The 15,962-nt window shown below is 40.8% G+C and carries 20 protein-coding genes; 13 read left to right on the forward strand and 7 right to left on the reverse strand.

The features are described from left to right. Positions 1 to 39: 39 nt before the first annotated feature. On the reverse strand, positions 40 to 408 hold the full coding sequence (locus ACFI6G_RS02760; RefSeq protein ID WP_102277898.1) for a DUF3693 domain-containing protein: 369 nt from the start codon (positions 406 to 408) through the stop codon (positions 40 to 42). Between the two features lie 211 nt (positions 409 to 619). On the opposite strand from ACFI6G_RS02760, the gene ACFI6G_RS02765 reads away from it, so the two are divergent. The 12 genes from ACFI6G_RS02765 (at position 620) to ACFI6G_RS02820 (ending at position 10,481) form a co-directional block, all read left to right on the forward strand. Beyond that, entirely contained in the window at positions 620 to 811 is a 192-nt protein-coding gene (locus ACFI6G_RS02765; protein WP_016785243.1) for a hypothetical protein, read from the forward strand. Positions 812 to 813: 2 nt separating this feature from the next. Continuing rightward, complete coding sequence (locus tag ACFI6G_RS02770) at positions 814 to 1,047, forward strand: hypothetical protein (protein ID WP_102277897.1); 234 nt, start codon at positions 814 to 816, stop codon at positions 1,045 to 1,047. Positions 1,048 to 1,049: 2 nt separating this feature from the next. Continuing rightward, positions 1,050 to 3,080: a replication endonuclease gene (locus tag ACFI6G_RS02775; RefSeq protein ID WP_462710120.1), complete on the forward strand. Its 2,031-nt coding sequence runs from the start codon at positions 1,050 to 1,052 to the stop codon at positions 3,078 to 3,080. A 75-nt stretch (positions 3,081 to 3,155) separates the two neighbouring features. Then, a complete protein-coding gene (locus tag ACFI6G_RS02780; RefSeq protein ID WP_171387080.1) occupies positions 3,156 to 3,467 on the forward strand; it encodes a chemotaxis protein in 312 nt (103 codons plus the stop codon). Positions 3,468 to 3,737: 270 nt separating this feature from the next. Then, positions 3,738 to 3,974: a major coat protein gene (locus ACFI6G_RS02785; protein WP_462710121.1), complete on the forward strand. Its 237-nt coding sequence runs from the start codon at positions 3,738 to 3,740 to the stop codon at positions 3,972 to 3,974. A gap of 75 nt (positions 3,975 to 4,049) precedes the next feature. Continuing rightward, a complete protein-coding gene (locus ACFI6G_RS02790) occupies positions 4,050 to 5,525 on the forward strand; it encodes a hypothetical protein (protein WP_462710122.1) in 1,476 nt (491 codons plus the stop codon). Continuing rightward, positions 5,525 to 5,890, forward strand: a complete 366-nt coding sequence (locus ACFI6G_RS02795; RefSeq protein WP_146446898.1) for a DUF5455 family protein — start codon at positions 5,525 to 5,527, stop codon at positions 5,888 to 5,890. The genes ACFI6G_RS02790 and ACFI6G_RS02795 overlap by 1 nt, the downstream gene beginning before the upstream one ends. Continuing rightward, positions 5,890 to 6,963 carry a zonular occludens toxin domain-containing protein gene (locus ACFI6G_RS02800; protein ID WP_462710123.1) on the forward strand — a complete coding sequence of 358 codons (1,074 nt, stop codon included), beginning with the start codon at positions 5,890 to 5,892 and terminating at the stop codon, positions 6,961 to 6,963. The genes ACFI6G_RS02795 and ACFI6G_RS02800 overlap by 1 nt, the downstream gene beginning before the upstream one ends. Next, positions 6,963 to 8,159 (forward strand): secretin N-terminal domain-containing protein, encoded by a 1,197-nt coding sequence (locus tag ACFI6G_RS02805; RefSeq protein WP_146446900.1) that lies wholly within the window; start codon positions 6,963 to 6,965, stop codon positions 8,157 to 8,159. The genes ACFI6G_RS02800 and ACFI6G_RS02805 overlap by 1 nt, the downstream gene beginning before the upstream one ends. 188 nt (positions 8,160 to 8,347) lie before the next feature. Further along, the gene (locus tag ACFI6G_RS02810) at positions 8,348 to 8,989 is read left to right on the forward strand and encodes a DUF2726 domain-containing protein (RefSeq protein ID WP_261382786.1); all 642 of its coding nucleotides are present in this window, start codon (positions 8,348 to 8,350) and stop codon (positions 8,987 to 8,989) included. 124 nt (positions 8,990 to 9,113) lie between these two features. After that, positions 9,114 to 9,878, forward strand: a complete 765-nt coding sequence (locus ACFI6G_RS02815) for a hypothetical protein (RefSeq protein WP_462710124.1) — start codon at positions 9,114 to 9,116, stop codon at positions 9,876 to 9,878. A gap of 30 nt (positions 9,879 to 9,908) precedes the next feature. After that, positions 9,909 to 10,481: a hypothetical protein gene (locus tag ACFI6G_RS02820; protein WP_462710125.1), complete on the forward strand. Its 573-nt coding sequence runs from the start codon at positions 9,909 to 9,911 to the stop codon at positions 10,479 to 10,481. A 214-nt stretch (positions 10,482 to 10,695) separates the two neighbouring features. On the opposite strand, the gene ACFI6G_RS02825 is transcribed toward ACFI6G_RS02820, so the two are convergent. Continuing rightward, positions 10,696 to 11,064, reverse strand: a complete 369-nt coding sequence (locus ACFI6G_RS02825) for a regulator (protein ID WP_462710126.1) — start codon at positions 11,062 to 11,064, stop codon at positions 10,696 to 10,698. Between the two features lie 338 nt (positions 11,065 to 11,402). Between ACFI6G_RS02825 and ACFI6G_RS02830 the strand changes: the two genes are divergently transcribed. Next, the gene (locus ACFI6G_RS02830) at positions 11,403 to 11,831 is read left to right on the forward strand and encodes a phage protein (protein WP_462710127.1); all 429 of its coding nucleotides are present in this window, start codon (positions 11,403 to 11,405) and stop codon (positions 11,829 to 11,831) included. Between the two features lie 52 nt (positions 11,832 to 11,883). Here ACFI6G_RS02830 and ACFI6G_RS02835 read toward each other — a convergent pair whose 3' ends face one another. From ACFI6G_RS02835 to ACFI6G_RS02855, 5 genes are all read right to left on the reverse strand, one after another. After that, a complete protein-coding gene (locus ACFI6G_RS02835) occupies positions 11,884 to 13,674 on the reverse strand; it encodes an NACHT domain-containing protein (protein ID WP_462710128.1) in 1,791 nt (596 codons plus the stop codon). A gap of 274 nt (positions 13,675 to 13,948) precedes the next feature. After that, on the reverse strand, positions 13,949 to 14,134 hold the full coding sequence (locus ACFI6G_RS02840) for a hypothetical protein (RefSeq protein WP_016789813.1): 186 nt from the start codon (positions 14,132 to 14,134) through the stop codon (positions 13,949 to 13,951). Further along, positions 14,115 to 14,342, reverse strand: coding sequence for a hypothetical protein (locus ACFI6G_RS02845; protein WP_029189506.1), 228 nt, complete (start codon positions 14,340 to 14,342; stop codon positions 14,115 to 14,117). The genes ACFI6G_RS02840 and ACFI6G_RS02845 overlap by 20 nt, the downstream gene beginning before the upstream one ends. Positions 14,343 to 14,355: 13 nt before the next feature. Next, a complete protein-coding gene (locus ACFI6G_RS02850; protein ID WP_016793502.1) occupies positions 14,356 to 14,811 on the reverse strand; it encodes a structural protein P5 in 456 nt (151 codons plus the stop codon). Between the two features lie 9 nt (positions 14,812 to 14,820). After that, positions 14,821 to 15,960, reverse strand: a complete 1,140-nt coding sequence (locus ACFI6G_RS02855; RefSeq protein ID WP_408103921.1) for a hypothetical protein — start codon at positions 15,958 to 15,960, stop codon at positions 14,821 to 14,823. Between the last annotated feature and the right edge of the window lie 2 nt (positions 15,961 to 15,962).

The following is a 15,962-nucleotide window of genomic DNA, read 5'->3' on the forward strand; positions in this document are numbered from 1 at the left end:
TTATAGAAAGAGACTAATACTATGCTTGTTAAACTCAATTTAACATAATATACATAATACGCAGTTAGCTAGTGCTTTATTTGGGGTGGCTGTCATCAGTGCTAATCCCGCGCAAGTCATTGAAATCGCTTTTAATCCTAGCCCGTTGCACTTTTTTGCTATGTGTTCCCATAGCTGTTTAATCTCTGGATTTTCGTTGCGGTCAACGTGACAACCAAGCAATGCCATCTCTGGATCAATTCCTGCGCTTTCCGCAAGAAAAACTGCTTCTGAATCAGATATATAGCGAGTTCCTTTTCGCATTTCACCAATCCGTTGTCTAGGCAGATTCAAATCATGTGCAATCTGCTTATCTTGTACGTAGTTTTGAGCCTTTTTGTAGGCGTCTAACAGTTCATTTTGATACATAAGACATTCTCCCTTTAGCTACATTCTAGCTGATTAGGCATGATTTTCCGTGCTTAACAGGCACAACTTTTCGTGCCTATAATCCTCATCAACGAACCAAATTTACTTATTTAAGTATTTTGACTGTCTAGGTCTGGGCTGTTCGCCCTTGACGCTTACGGCTCGGCTTAGACGGTCAATCCCAACTCAATAATCAGTCAAGGTGATTGTTATGTATATTATTCAAGTTTGCTCTGGTGTTCTTCCTCGCTACCTTTCTCATTATCTTCTGACTGAACCGGAATTGACTCCTGTTATCACCGTTTCAAAATCTAATGCACTGCCAATGACTAAGCATGACGCTAACTTTGCTTTAAATAATCTGTCTCGTGTTTGGCCTCTAGCAAAAGTGATTGAGGCTTAAATATGGATTCTATCGTTTATCAATTAACTTCCGATGATTTAGACGGTCTTATTCAAGCCCTAATTATTATCGTAATTGCTTGCTCAGTCTTTGGCCGCGCTTGCTCGTTTTTACTTGATTGGATTGACCGCTTGCTTTTAACGAGAACTATTCGAAATTTAGAGATTAAAAGAGATTTTCTTTTATCTGAAATTGGTTCGCTTAATCGTCAAAAACAAAGCATTAGTAGAGATTAATCATGGCTTACGAACGTGTGTTTGACCTCAAAACAAAAAGCTTTGAAATGATTGATTTCGTTCAAGCTCAATCATGGGCAACGGCTGACCGTATCCATGACAACCGTTTTGATTACTTGTCTTCATACAAAGACCATACGCGCCCTGCTTATCCTTTGGCTGCTTCGGTTGTTCCTGCGTTAAATCATCAAATTTACGCTCATGATGTGACAGGGCTTTCTTCTGCTTCATACCACCCTGCTCCATTGCTTTGTAATTCTTTACCGTTTGGCCTAAAGCGTAACGGTGATTTTACTCGTCATATGCTTCGTGCTTATAAAGATATGTGTAAGCAAAAGGAAGAGATTGAAGCGGCTTATGCTTTACACCGCGCTCACGAACGGCTGACTAAAAACGGTTACAGCGCGGCAATGCCGGATGATGATATTCGCCAGCTTGCGGAAAACAAATCTAAGCAGTTCGGACGCATCGTTTCGAGTCTTCCTGATGTTGAAACACAATTTGAAACTTGCGTTGAACTTCTAGCCTCTCTTGGTCTTGGTTTTCGTGAGGATGCGATTAAAAAAGCTGAATCGAACAATGAGCTTCATTCTCTTGTTGCTCGTGCGATTGATAACAACTGGCTTGTTCGCCAGTTACGTAGAAAGTGTGCTTATGAAGTTGAACAAGTGGCGAGAGACTTGGCACTTGTTGAACGTCATAAGCAAATTTACTGCTCTGATTTTTCAGTTCGCAGACACCGTGACCGTATGAAATCAAATGAGATTGCACTGGATAAAACAGTGGCATTTGATGAGAACGACCCTCAAACGTTTTTTACTCTTTCTGAGTTGTCGGCTAAATCAGTTTCGAATCCAGAATTAAGACGTAATGAAATGTTCGCCCGTCTAAATGGCTTCGAAAACATCGCTAAAAAATCAGGCCATGACGCGGTTTTTTATACCGTTACTGCTCCGTCAAGATTTCACGCTATTTCTGGTGGTGTGACTAATCCCAAATGGGAAAAAGCAGGACGACCGGACGCGAAACAATCACATGATCATTTGATTGGCGGTTGGTCTTCGCTTCGTAAAATTCTAGATAAGAACGATATCAAAATCTATGGCATGCGCATTGTCGAGCCTCATCAAGACGGCACACCGCATCACCATATGCTGCTGTTTATGGAAAAAGAACACCGCGCCTTTGTTACATCAGAATTTAACCGCCTAGCCCTTGCTGATACACCTAACGAATCAGGCGCTAAAAAGTACCGTTTCAAATCAGAGCTAATTGATTTTAGTAAAGGTTCGGCTGTTGGTTACGTGGCTAAGTACGTGAGTAAAAACGTGGACGGTAAGCATATCGACAAAGACCGCAGTTCAAATCTAGATGGCATTGCAGCTGCTGAGCGCGTGGTCACTTGGGCGCGTGTGAATCGTATTAGACAATTTCAATTTATAGGCGGTGCTTCTGTCACTGTTTGGCGTGAGCTTAGACGCTTACGCGAAGAACTTAACGAGGAAGACGCCATGTTTTCAGACTTAAACAACGAAGAACATCTAACACTAGAAAACGTTCGCAGGGCTGCGGATGCCGGTGATTGGGAAGCGTTTTGTTATGCCATGGGTGGTGTGTTCGTCAAGCGCAAAGACCAAACGGTTAAGGCTGCTTATGAAGTGACTAACACTATTGAAAAGCTCATCGAATCCGGTGGTGAATACTCTACGACTCGCTATGGTGACGCCGCTCAAGCCCGTATCTCTGGCCTGATGTTCCGTGACGTTCTTGTGATTACTCGCTTCAAGTCTTGGAAAGTTGAAAACAAAGATAAATTCATCGCTTCCCAACAGAAAATCATGTCTGGAACTGTGGACTGGTTTGATGCTTTGGAACGCGAGAAAGAATATGAATACATGCTAGATAGCCAGTATGAGCAATACGAGAAGCACCTAGCCCGTATGGATGAGATAGAGGCACTTGTTCTCTTTGGCTCTTTAGAACCTCATGGGGCGTGTTCGGTGGGCGCAGCCCCGCCGGACACGTTCCATTAGGTTCCTTGGACTTGTGTCAATAACTGTCTTTTTCTCTTTTAACCAAAAAATTTACGTCAAGAAAGGAAACACAATATGAAACTCGAAGGCTTAATTTTAGACGATACCGATATCATTCAAGAAACTAAACCCGCCCGTGGTACGGGTGAAGCTTTGACTGTGGGTAAGTTGAAACTAATCACCACTAATCCGACCAACACTATTGAAGTAAAGATCTCCTCTGAGCTTTGGAACGGTGGAAAAGCAGGTGAAGTGCTGAAATCTTGTGTCGGTCAACGTATGCAATTTAACGTTGAATACAAAGAATTTAGCTTTGGTAATGATGAGGGCAAGCACGTTGCGTTAAACGGCTTCCACTTGTTCGACTTACCGAAAGCAAAAGGTTAATCAATATGACTGCTGACCAATTTGACGCGCTTTATGCACTAAACGAAACGAGTTACATCATGCAATTTTGTGTTGGTCTTATGGTCTGCTTTCTTCTTGGTTGCATGTATGGGGGGCAACGCTAATGCCAACAATTGAATTTGTTATTGGTGCCCTCCTGACTTCTTCCGTCTTTGGGTACGTGTGCGGAGCTACTTTCTTAACTTTCAAGAAAGCAGCTGAAGTATCTAGTTAATTTTATTTAATCACTCTAAAAAAAGGATCATTCCTATGAAATACATGAACGTCGTTAAGCGTCACGCTTCAAAAGTCGCTGTTGTTGCGGGCTCTTCTCTAATGGTTGGCTCTGCTAACGCTGCTCTTTCAACTGAGGCCGAAGCGGCTGCAACGGCAATGACTACAGCCGCAACGGATTACATTGCAATGGCTTGGACAATTGTTCCTATCGTTGTTGTTGGTTTTGTTGGTATCAAGCTATTCAAGAAAGCGGCAAACAAAGCAACTTAATAGTATTAATAAAGGGGGCAGACTCTGCTCCCTTTTTTTTTGCTAATGCTTTTGCTGATTTCTTGGGGGGGTGGTGTGAGAAATTTTTTATTAGTTTTCTTTTTGTTTTTCTGTTTTTGTAGTTTTTCTTTTGCTGCTCAACTTTATCAGATTGAGGATGTGAGCTATGAGGCTTGTGGTTTTTCCAATGGCCATACTGCATCTAAATCGGCCATTCAAAATTCTTGTATTGATAGTCAGCTTCATGGAGTTAATGTTACTGGCGTAGGCTTTCCCTATGGTAACGGTTGGGTATCTCTTACCCTACCAGGTAGAAACCCTGAAAGAACTGCATTTTATATTCGTGCTGTTTCTAGTTGTCCAGTTGGTCAAACCTTTAATGAATCTAGCGGTGAGTGTAAAGAAGAGGTTATTTGTTCCCCTCCCTCTGAATTAAATCCTGATACTAACGAATGCTATGTTCCTGCTTTTTGTGACAGAGAATCAACAACTGAATCATTATTTGAGGCTGAACAATCTTGTGCGGCTGAGGGCGGTATTTTCTCTTATCAATGTTCTGATTTTCTTGAATCGTTAGAGACTCGCTGCACTCAGTCAGATAAGTGTGCAATCGGTTTCCCCGGTTGGCCGGATTGTATTCAAGATTTAGATCCAACTGATGATATTACACCGCCTAGTGGTGGCTTTAATCCGGGTTCTGGCCCTACTGCTAATCCTGATGGCCCTACTTTTGATAAGCCAGAGCCTGACGAAGTTACTTCAACTGACACTACAGATGAGGCTGTATTGGAGGCTATTCAGAATGCAAATAGAGATTCTAACGAGGGTTTCAAGGCTCTTAGTACAGATTTAAACAACGGCTTTACTGATATTAATAATTCATTATCAAATCTTAATGCTACGAATACCGCTATAGGCGAATCTGTTGTTGATCAAATGAATCAAGATTATGAGATATATCAGGCTAATAAGGATTTAGCCCTACAGCAAACTGGCGCTATTACTGCGGGTGCTTCTAGTGTTACTGACGCGTTAGGTTCTCAAACTGGCGCTTTAACGGGCGCTCTAGGTGAACAAACAGGTGCTTTAACTGATGCTATTGGAGAGCTTGCCTCGAAGCTGCCTGAGCAATGTATTCCTGATGCAACTAATAATTTTTGTGAAAATCCCCACGGTCTAGATGAATCTTATATTGGTGATTTGTTTTATCAAATGGATTCAGCAACTAATGACACCATTGATGATAGTCATGGTTTAATTGAGGGCTTTATTCAAGACGTTATAGATAGCCCTTTGAATGATGAAAATGAATCAATAATGAATAACTCAACTAACGTGCTTTTAAATGCGCTTGGTTACAACGATTCATGCTCCCCTTTGACATTTGAGGCTAACGGGAAAAATTATTCTATCGGTTGTGAGGTTAGCGAGAAAATAAAGCTCATTCTCTCTTTCTTGATTGGCATGTATACGCTTATGACACTCACAGATATTTTACTGGATGGCATTACACCTTTAGGCCGTAAACCATCAGCAACGAGGTTTGCATAATGGCTATTGCTTTACTTCCTATTTTATCTAGCGTGGGTAGTGCCTTATCCCTGCCCGCTTTAGCTGCTTTTCTTGGTGGCCTTGCTACTAAAGTGTTTGAGTTTTTCTTTCTCAAATTTACAAAGCAAATGGCTATTAACCTCACCATTGTCACAATGATTATAGGTATGGCTACGGCTACCAGTTACGCTATTTATGCCATGCTCACGGGTTTGCATTTTTTGGTGCCTCCATTTTTATCACAAGCTTGGGGGTTCTTTGTTCCAGATGTTGCCGTTCCTTGCGCCAGTACCATTTTAAGCGCTCGTGTTATGCGTTGGGCGTGGGAATGGCAAGTGTACGCGGTCACAAGGATTGCTCCGTAATGGCTAGCGTTTATTTTGTTACGGGTAAGCTTGGTTCCGGTAAAACTCTTACCGCTGTTGGTAAGATACGGGAGGCGTTTCAGCGCGGCGTTCCAGTTGCTACCAATCTAGATATCAACCTCAAAGAAATGTTAGGCGCTAAAAAGAAAAATACGCGTTTGTATCGTATCCCTGATAAGCCTGTCGTTGAGGATTTGACCGCGCTCGGCTCTGCTAATAAAAGTTATGATGTCACAAAGGACGGGCTAATTGTTCTTGATGAATGCGGCACCTGGTTCAACTCTAGAACGTGGAACGATAAGAACCGACAAAAGCTAATTGATCACCTTTTGCATATTCGAAAACTTGGTTGGGATGTAATTTTCATTGTTCAAGATATCTCTATCGTTGATAAACAAGCGCGTCTTGCTCTGGCTGAACACACTGTTTTTTGCCGTCGTTTGGATAGAATGACAGTTCCTATTATATCTACGCTTATATGGATTTTAACGCTTGGTCAAGGCCGCGTACCTTTTCCAAAACTCCATATTGGCATTGTTAAGTATGGCGATAATCAAAACTCTCTCACGGTTGATAAGTGGGTGTTTTTTGGTAAAGACCTATACACGGCTTACGACACTAAACAGATGTTCCGCTCTAACTATGAGGACGGTGTTTATAGCGTTCTTCCTCCCTACTACACTCACGGCCGTTATGCTGTCCCTTACAATTTAAGGAATATTATGAGACTTACTAAAATTCACGCTCGTAAATATTCACGCTTTCTTTGCTTCGCCCTTGGCGCTTTACTGACGCTTGGAATGTCTATGTTGCTGATGCCAGAAACGCCAGAAACAACGGTTCAGATTGTTGAAACAAAACAGGACACTGACCAACTGAAAGACCTATTGGACGGTTATCGGATTGTCAGCGCTTGGAATCCGCCCAATCAATTGCCGTCTTTTGAGTTGGATAAATCGGGTAATCGCATAACGAGTGTTGAACTCCGTTCGATGGGGTTTGATGTGACTGTTTTCTCTAGCTGCCGCGTATCTGTATCCAGTGGTACAACTTCTTATGAGGTACATTGCTAATGCTTCGTGTAATCCTTTTAATCACCTTTTGCTTATCACTTCCGGTTCGCGCATCTGCTCCGGCTGTATTTGAGTCTCGCGACACTCCAATCGCTGAGTTTGTATCATGGTTTGCTACCTATACGGGGCAAACCGTTGTACTTGGTCAAGGTGTGACGGGTAAAGTTAGTTTTACCGCCCCTGAACTTAAACAATCTGAGTACGCATCCTTTTTCGATTCGGTTTTGCGCTCTCATGGTTACGAACTCGGGTATTCAAACGGTGTGTATACCGTGTCCGTTGATACTGATACGTTTTTACCTACAGAACCGCCAGTCGTTAAGCTTTACCGTTTTCAAAATGTCAGAAACACAAAGGTCACTGAGCTTGTTAATTCGATGTTGAGAGCAACGCAAGCGCAAACGACACAGAAGCAATCTAACTCTAATTATGATGTTCAAATTCTCCCTACGACCAATTCTATTATTGTGACTGGTTCCCCCGACCAAATAACAAAAATTGATGCACTCATAGCAGGGATAGACCGACCTCAAAAACAAGTTTTCATTGAGGCTATCATTACTGAAACGCTGATTGATGATAGTGAGGAGTTTGGTGTAAATTTGGAATTAGCACTGGATAACGCTGGTTTCATTACTCAGCCAATCGCCATTGATAAAGCAGTTGATAACTTACTTTTCTATGATAGCGGCGATTTCTCGGCACTAGTCAAGGCCGTTCAATCAAGTGAAGACACTGAGCTATTATCACGACCTAACATGTTAATTATGGATAGGGAAAAGGGCTATATTACGGTAGGTCAAAACGTCCCTTTCCTTACTTCCAGTGAAGTTACAGACGGTGGTAACACTATCCAACGCATAGAACGTCAAGACGTCGGCGTTTCTCTTGAGGTTGTGCCTCATGTCCTTGGTGACGATGTTGTATTGATCATCAATCAAGAGTCTAGCTCTGTTACTAACTCTGCTATAGCTTCCGATATCATTACCAACAAACGAACCTTGCAAACTGTTGTTAAGGTTAGAGATAGACAAACAATCGCGCTAGGTGGACTCATATCGAGCGAGGAACGAAAGTCCGTTTCAGGCGTGCCTTTACTTATGGATATTCCCCTGCTTGGTGGCCTATTCCGCTCTGAGGGTACAAGCCAAATCAAAAAAGAACTCAAAGTCGTTATTAAGACTACGATTCTTTAATCCAGCTCGCTTTCTGCTGCTATAAGCTTGCTTGTAGAGCATAAAGGAGCAAACAAGCGTAGCGCGTTAGATATTCCTAATAACGTATATCGAATTATTGGATTTCGGTAACACTATAATACAAAACCTTTATACCCTTAGATGTGAAACCAGTATGCTACTTGTTGATCATTTTAAGGAGGGGAATTGTGTTTACATTATTGATTGGACTACTAGCAATCGGCTATGTCGTCTATAAGCTTACAGAAGATACTCCTAAACAAGACCCATGGACCAACAAGACAAACACCACACATCGAGTAGAGCCTAAAGTTGAACCAATTCGACGACCTCAGTCACCGCGTTCAGACAATGTCCCAATACCTTGTACAACTGAAAAAAAGCTGTCGATTACAAGAAATAGAACCGATGTATTCTCGAACAAGGTTGAGCATAAGCGTTCGGAGTACCTAACTTCAAAAAATGAACGTAATTTTTATATCGCCCTAAGAGAAGCCTTACCTGATGACTACATGATTCATTGCCAAACCTCATTAATGGCATTAATTCAACCTGTAGAATGGAAAAACAATTCAAGAACTTGGGCAAAGCGCATGGACTTCGTTGTAACTGATAGCACCACCAAAGTTATATGCGTAATTGAACTAGATGATCGTTCTCATCAACGAGCTGACCGAAAAAAGCGCGATAAATACGTTAATGAAGCTCTTGATGGACACCACAAGCTAATCCGTTTCAAAGCTTCTTGGACTTATGACTCTGAGAACATTTACCAAAAGCTGAAAAATGAAATTGATTGCCCTCACCCTCGTTTTGTATCACGGGGGTAAATTCGACCAACTTATCAGCGCTATACGGACTAGTCTTTTTCAAGTAATTATGACTCGGTGTTTTAATAACGTACCCTTTCTCAAACTTAGGTGTTATAAGTATTTTTTATTTGGAGAGGTATGAATGAATCTAATTAACCGATTAAACATGTTTATATTGAAGAATCGCAATTTCGAATACTTCAGTATTTATTATTGCATTTTTACACTTTTACTCATCGGTTCTTGTATTGGCTATTTTTTCGGAACCAACCTGAGTTTGACGATATCTTTCTTTGCGAATGTGAGTACTATCGTAGGCTTTATTTTTGCGTACCATGCTTATGTTTATTGGACTCTTAAGGATACGATTAGTGCTCAGAAACAAACGTTGAGAGATCTATTATTAGAGTTGGCAGAGCTAAACAACGTCGTACGTAAGCTGTTTGGTAGAGTGTGCTTAAATGAGCTTAGGTTAATCAACAATCCATCGCTTGAATCGAACTTTGCTCGTCTTTCTATACCTAACCAAGATGAACGAATCCACTTAAAAAAGATGAGTCAGCATGCAGAAACTATGAGCCAGTTAATACGAAAATATTATGTACTAGAACCTTACCCAGCTATATCCAACATAAATAGAGATACAGCATTCCCTATAGAAGGTGAGATTTTTTACGATTTAAAGTCATTGATTCTTATGACTAACAAGCTTGATGGTCTTACTTCAGATGGGTTTGAACTTGAGTTTATCGAAGGACAGTTGATATCTAATCAGCCTAATCTTGCTGCCCTTAATGTTAATCTAGCTTGTCACTTCAATGGCGAAAATAACTTCGAAAGTATCTTTAAAGAGTTTATTAACCGTATTAAATGTATCCAAATTCAATTGTTACGGCAAGTAACGTAAATCGCTATTCATATAGCTATAGGAGCACAGATGTTTCAATTTTTAGTTGGCTGCATGGTTGGTTTATTTGGTGGGTTCACAATCCTTGTCTTACTACTTACTAACAATGTTGAAATTAACATGCCAGTTATCACCAACATTGTCATAGCGTTTGCAACTGTAATCGCTACTATCATTCATTTCAATTCGATAAAGCAACAGCGTAGAGACCGCCTATGGGATATAAATAAACCAATTTTGTTGGGGTTGAGTAAGTCACTTTCAGATGTAATAAAAGCTTCTGAGTACTATCTTAATTGTGAATATGCAGATCGTTACGACCACAAGATTTCCAGTTCTCTTGTTAAGCCCCTTGATAATGTTTATCAAGATTTTTCTCATAAACGTGAATACGCGTTAGAGGTGTACGGATTACTTATGGATAGAGATTTAATCGAAGCATTAAACGTTGCGAAACGTATCAATGATGATCTTGACGAGGGCGTAAACATGTACGGTGTTGACCACATTACAGCTTATGATGAATCAATATCGGCCAACCGAGACTTACAAAAAAAATTAGCTTTCTTTATCGCAAAAATGTCAGGTGTCAAAGATATATAAAGTAATTAATGTGATTTAAAAACTCTATTTGTAAAAAAGCCGAACTCAATGAGTCCGGCTTCTTTCTCCTTGATATGACCAAAAAGGAGGACTGGATACCCATACAAGGAATTAGATGTTCCAGTCGCAGCTAGTTTACCTATAAGAATCACATCATGTTAATTGCGGTCATTCAACTTAGAACCCACTCTAGGAAAACCATACTTTTCTAACCCTATTTCTTAATATTCGCTATCGCCCTAGCTAATCCAAGTAGGTGTGTTGAAGTCTTAATCTCTAACTCTGATTGAATCCCCAACAACGCAATCCCTGCTAATATTTGTTGCGGCCTCACTATTTGGCCTGTTGGTAGTTCCATTCTGTCATATAACATTTTGAACTGTATCCAATCTTCACTAATGCTTAGTTCTCGACCTTTAGCCATTCGCATGAGCCTTTTACACTCGGGGGGAATTGGATTGCCCTCATCCCAACCTGTGACAGTTCTCACAGATTTAAAACACAGTTCAGCAACCTCTTCCTTTGTCATTTGGCATTCTAACTCTCGAAAAATGTAATTCTTACTCATTTCGCGATACTTCAATGATAAAACCTCTAAATACAAGAGGTTGCACTGAATTTATAAGATATGCACCATTAAACATAATCAGACATAATACGCAGTGAGGTAACGATTTTTAACATACTGAAATGGTTAGTAAAAACTTTGGGTTTGTTTTTGTAAGTCTTTGATAACTCTCACGCATTATTCCACTTGGTGTCTATTCAAGTCATTTGAGTTAGCTATGGTTATCAGTGTTCAACTTCTGACAGTTATCGTTTTGCACCCCAAAAATGGACCGCTGCAAAATGTCGCGTTCGGTTTTACTTTTTATAGCCGAAAATTATTTTTTGTCCGCTAACCACTTTGTGAGGCACTTCATGTTTCATCATTCGTTCAAGGAATTGTTCTGGCGTGAATTCAATTCGATTCGTGAAGGCTCTGAGTACTTTCATGTCAATGTTGCGACCGTTCGTCGCTGGCTAGATGGCACCGTTGCGATAAACCCAATGGCTGAAAAGCTTTTATTGATTAAAGCGCTTGGCTATTTACCTAATGATATTCGTTGGCGTGGTTTTAGAATTGATGAAGCTCGTGGTGTCTTCATCACACCCGAAAGCCGAGAATTTAGCCCAAAGGAATTGGACAGCTTTGTGCATTGGCGTGATGAGCACCGTCAGCTTGTTGAATTACATGGCCGCATTGATAATCCAATCAAGCAACCCGCTAAAGATAATCTACTGCCTTTTCGAGGTGGACGCCGCAGTAAAGCTGCTCCGTGGATTCCAAGTAAACATAAGTTTAAGTAGTGACAAAAAGCCCGATAGACTCGGGCTTTTTCTTTTTATCTCAAATCTTGCTCTAAAATGGCAATATCTCATTCATCATATCATCCGAATGGACAAGTTCAGACTCTAACCTAAGCACATCTCGCTTGAAGTGTGTTTGTTCAAATTTCTCTGAAATAAAATCACATAAATCTTTTTTGTTGTCCAAGTAACCAATCAGAAATTCAAGTTGCACAGCAAAGCAATTATCTAGAGTTTGAAATTTTTCATAATCACTTTCGTCACAATAAGAAAGCATCTCCGCAATCTCGAGTGAAATTGAACTTATAAACTCATTTAAACTACTTTGAGCATGCTCGGCATATTCAGGGTACAAAGAATTGATGAGAGTATCTTCCCAGAATGTTTGTACTAACTTTCCTTCTTCATTAACGAGTACCTTAGTGTTACTGCCAACAAAACGTGACAGCGAACTAAAACTAATTGAAATGTTATTTTTGTCGTTTAGGGATAGTACACTTCTCTTGTAAGGAATAAGGAAGTATTTAGTGTAGTTTCTCTCATCAATTGTTCCTAGGAAGTTAAGTACGTTTTGCCACTTCCTAAATTCATTTATATCAAGCACCACTTTACTGTAAAATTTTTGTTTCTTTTCTTCATTCAACCGCTGTATAAAAACTGCAGCAAAGTACTCTTGGATACTTTTATGTGTGTATGAGTAATAATCAAATCCATCACTGACAATCAAAGCAGTGATGCTCGATATGTCGCACATTAAATCATCTTCTAGATTATCGCCGAGCCTTTCTAACTTTGATGCTGACTCCAAGTATTGACGGAATTGGCCTGCTGAAAATCGAGTATTGTTCTCATGTAATGAAAGGAAGCTTAAGCTATCGAATACTTTTTGCATTTGATAGTCTGTGAGACCCGAACGTCTATGCCTTTCAAACCCCACTTTCATTCTGTCGTGCCTATACAGCATGGTTGGAAAAATAAGACTGTAGAATTCAGAAAGACTGTCAGGTTTAAATTGCCTTGCGTTGTAAGTTATGAAAAACAAGGTTAGCAAGAGTGGTGAAGTTGTAACTTCAGATAAAAACGGACTGTTGAGTAAAAGATTTTTTATATTCTCAGATTCTTTCGAATTTTTGTAAAGGTGATCAATAAATTCAGTTTGAACCGTAAGAGTCATTGGGTCCAATTTCACTTTTGAAAAATGAACAGTCCCACCCATTCCTGCATTTGGTCTAGAGCTCACAACTAGTCGCAAGTTTGGGAAGACTCTGGCTAACGCTTCAAGGTCTCGAGCTGCCTTATTTTTTTTATCATTGGGGATTTCGTCAAAACCATCCAAAAATAAGATTACATTTCCTTTTTTAGCAATGTAATCAAAAACGGAAGTTTCAATCGGAACCCCTAACTCATTAATTGCATCAATAATTTCTATTTTGAGAGATTTAGAGTAAGCAAGATTCCTGAACTCTATAAAGATAGGAATGTAAGAGCTGCTTTCACTTTCATTGATGCAAGCCCGCCTAAGGAGTAATGATTTCCCTTGCCCAGGACCACCTTCAACTAATACATGTTTTCGACTAAATTGAGTAAAAGTCTCAATTTTATCACCGTCACAAAGAGTCGCGTTTTCGAAAAAGATTCTATCTAGAGGCTCTATTGAGTCTGGGTTTAATATTGTTTTAACATACCCAACCCTTTCAGACCTTTCTCGGAACGTTTTTAAATTCCTTTCAGATAAAGTTTGTTCTAATTTTTTACTTATAGCCCCGCCGGATGACTTAATTATTTTACTTGCTAAAGTACTCAAACCACCCGTAACAGCGGCTCCTAACATTTGATCTAACATGATGGCTCTAGTGTGAAGTATTTATTATATTTTACCTATTTTTGATATTTACTAAACGTCGACCTAGCACAAATATCAAAAAAAAAAGGCGAACTCAGTTATCGAGTTCGCCTTTTGGGTTCCAGTGCAGCAAGCAAAGGAGCACTGTTTCGTTAACAAGGATATGAATAAACACAAGTAACTTATCAGCCTAATTAATACTGTGTAAATTATTAATAGGTAGGGTTTGAATCGGCTCGCATGCCCTAGCCCTTTATCAACATCATTTTACAAGTTAAGTGCTTTCATTTTGTTTGGTTTCGAGCACTAAAACACGGTCAGATACGTTTCTCATGCCCTTGGTGATTTCTTTGATAATGTGGTTCTGATTTCTCAAGTTCACCACCATCAAGCCCGCTAACGCTAAGAACTGAGGTGAAAAACCCCAGTCACTTAGGGCACTAAATATCACGCTTTCCATACAAATCCCCTGCTCTTTTTTCTGGTTTCCATGAGTCAGGTAAAGCTTCCCATACGCCAAGAACCGCAGGAATGGCCAGACCAACCGCACCGCCGTAATTAACGCCTGTTTCCGTCACTTCGACACTGAACAAATGACCATACCCAGTCACAGCAGCAACCACTGAACCCAACAATGCCAAACCTTTAAAGGTCGAGTTTTCAAATATCATGTTGCATTCCTTATGCTAGTTTGACGCCTTGCATGGCGTCAGCTCGTGAGTAATGGTGACCCACTTCCATAATCGACATGGCGTGGAGCACATCAGCCAAAAGTTCATCGTCTTGCAAATTGATGGATTCATTGACGCCCACGCCGACCTGTTTCGCCACGAACTGCGCATAGTTCTTGGTGTCGTTTTCTACTGGCGGTGCGAAACGGTTAATCATTTCGCCTAGGTTATCTAGACCATACAACCGCTGATAATTCCGCATGACCTTGGCGCCCGCTCGAAAGCCGAACTTGTGGTGTTTGAATGTTTCAAATGCCGTATCTCGTGACACCGAACTTTCACCTTGCCAGTTGTTACCTTTACGAATGTTCAGTGGATTGTTGTTACGAATACCGCGAATAGTTTTCTTAGTCATGACGAATAAGAACCCTCCAAATAGAATGAAAATGAGTAAGTACAAACGCATAAACTGTCCTTAGTAAAAATTCAGATACAGCGGAGTATCTGAATAATGAGCGCGAATATCCCCATGACTTAGATTGCCAATATCACCGGAAATCAACACGTCATGCCCGTAACCTGACTGCGTAGCAATAAGGGCATTAGCAGCCAAATTCACTTCTTTGCCTTGGGTTTTAGTACTGGCAAATATGAGGTGCTTTTCTATACCTAATGGGCATGGATAAGGCGGTGCATTCATTGTTAATCCACTCGCCATTTCTGCACTGGTTGGTTTAGCAATCTGGTATTTAGTCGCGGCGACGGTCATGGCTCGTTGACTGGTCATTGATGGCACGATGTCTTCACCAGAATCATTTTCAAACACGCCCGCTTCGGAGGGCTCAAATAATCGCTGACCACTAGTGCTAGGGTAATCAACTTCAACAAAAAAGGCGTAGACATGCCCTTGCTCAAGTTCGATGTTATGCAGCCAGACATTGGACGCGGTATAGCTCATACCTGCAGTGTCATTGTTGAGTGGCATTTCAGCCACGATTGAATCCAATTCACCGTTGGCGTTCAGCTTGCACACGCCAAATCGGCTCGCCTTGTGGTAGCGCCCTGATAAATAAGCGGAGTATTTACGGTAACGACCCGCACCAATGCCAATGGTGCTTTGGCTAAATCCAACTGAAAAGACATTGAACGCAATGAATTTCACTTTGCGCCCGTAGAGTTTCCATTCAGCGTTGTATTCCTTTTCAATGGGGAATGTGGAATCTGTACCTTGGCGAACTGATGAAGAATAATAACCATCATCAACAGTCGCGGGCGCAACTTCCAAACCCCAACCGTATGGCGCAATCCCGCCGCGACTGTCACCGATGGCCATCGCGCCAACAGGTTGCACCGCACGAACGACATTGGTTTGGTCATGCCATTGGCTAATATTAAAGCTCGTAGCATCAATCTCACTCATGCCTGACATAGAGAAATTAGGATTAGTGAGTAGATTTTTCGGCGCGGTTTCTATGCCCGCAAGCCCCAATAAAATGGTTTTTTGCGTTTCATCGAGTAATTGAAAATTGCCACTGAGCAAATGAATATTTTCAGCGAGGTATTCGATTTTGTTGCGTTCATTGCCTTGCGGCATGTTTTTAATAATTGAGTTCATGG

The sequence above is a fragment of the Vibrio sp. PSi01 genome (assembly GCF_054960695.1).

Excerpts from the sequence above, each read along its gene's own strand:
- ACFI6G_RS02820 (WP_462710125.1), top strand. The coding sequence starts at position 9,909 with ATGTTTCAATTTTTAGTTGGCTGCATGGTTGGTTTATTTGGTGGGTTC.
- ACFI6G_RS02855 (WP_408103921.1), bottom strand. The coding sequence starts at position 15,960 with ATGAACTCAATTATTAAAAACATGCCGCAAGGCAATGAACGCAACAAA.
- ACFI6G_RS02835 (WP_462710128.1), bottom strand. The coding sequence starts at position 13,674 with ATGTTAGATCAAATGTTAGGAGCCGCTGTTACGGGTGGTTTGAGTACT.
- ACFI6G_RS02830 (WP_462710127.1), top strand. The coding sequence starts at position 11,403 with ATGTTTCATCATTCGTTCAAGGAATTGTTCTGGCGTGAATTCAATTCG.
- ACFI6G_RS02770 (WP_102277897.1), top strand. The coding sequence starts at position 814 with ATGGATTCTATCGTTTATCAATTAACTTCCGATGATTTAGACGGTCTT.
- ACFI6G_RS02850 (WP_016793502.1), bottom strand. The coding sequence starts at position 14,811 with ATGCGTTTGTACTTACTCATTTTCATTCTATTTGGAGGGTTCTTATTC.
- ACFI6G_RS02780 (WP_171387080.1), top strand. The coding sequence starts at position 3,156 with ATGAAACTCGAAGGCTTAATTTTAGACGATACCGATATCATTCAAGAA.
- ACFI6G_RS02805 (WP_146446900.1), top strand. The coding sequence starts at position 6,963 with ATGCTTCGTGTAATCCTTTTAATCACCTTTTGCTTATCACTTCCGGTT.
- ACFI6G_RS02760 (WP_102277898.1), bottom strand. The coding sequence starts at position 408 with ATGTATCAAAATGAACTGTTAGACGCCTACAAAAAGGCTCAAAACTAC.
- ACFI6G_RS02840 (WP_016789813.1), bottom strand. The coding sequence starts at position 14,134 with ATGGAAAGCGTGATATTTAGTGCCCTAAGTGACTGGGGTTTTTCACCT.
- ACFI6G_RS02795 (WP_146446898.1), top strand. The coding sequence starts at position 5,525 with ATGGCTATTGCTTTACTTCCTATTTTATCTAGCGTGGGTAGTGCCTTA.
- ACFI6G_RS02785 (WP_462710121.1), top strand. The coding sequence starts at position 3,738 with ATGAAATACATGAACGTCGTTAAGCGTCACGCTTCAAAAGTCGCTGTT.
- ACFI6G_RS02765 (WP_016785243.1), top strand. The coding sequence starts at position 620 with ATGTATATTATTCAAGTTTGCTCTGGTGTTCTTCCTCGCTACCTTTCT.
- ACFI6G_RS02775 (WP_462710120.1), top strand. The coding sequence starts at position 1,050 with ATGGCTTACGAACGTGTGTTTGACCTCAAAACAAAAAGCTTTGAAATG.
- ACFI6G_RS02800 (WP_462710123.1), top strand. The coding sequence starts at position 5,890 with ATGGCTAGCGTTTATTTTGTTACGGGTAAGCTTGGTTCCGGTAAAACT.
- ACFI6G_RS02815 (WP_462710124.1), top strand. The coding sequence starts at position 9,114 with ATGAATCTAATTAACCGATTAAACATGTTTATATTGAAGAATCGCAAT.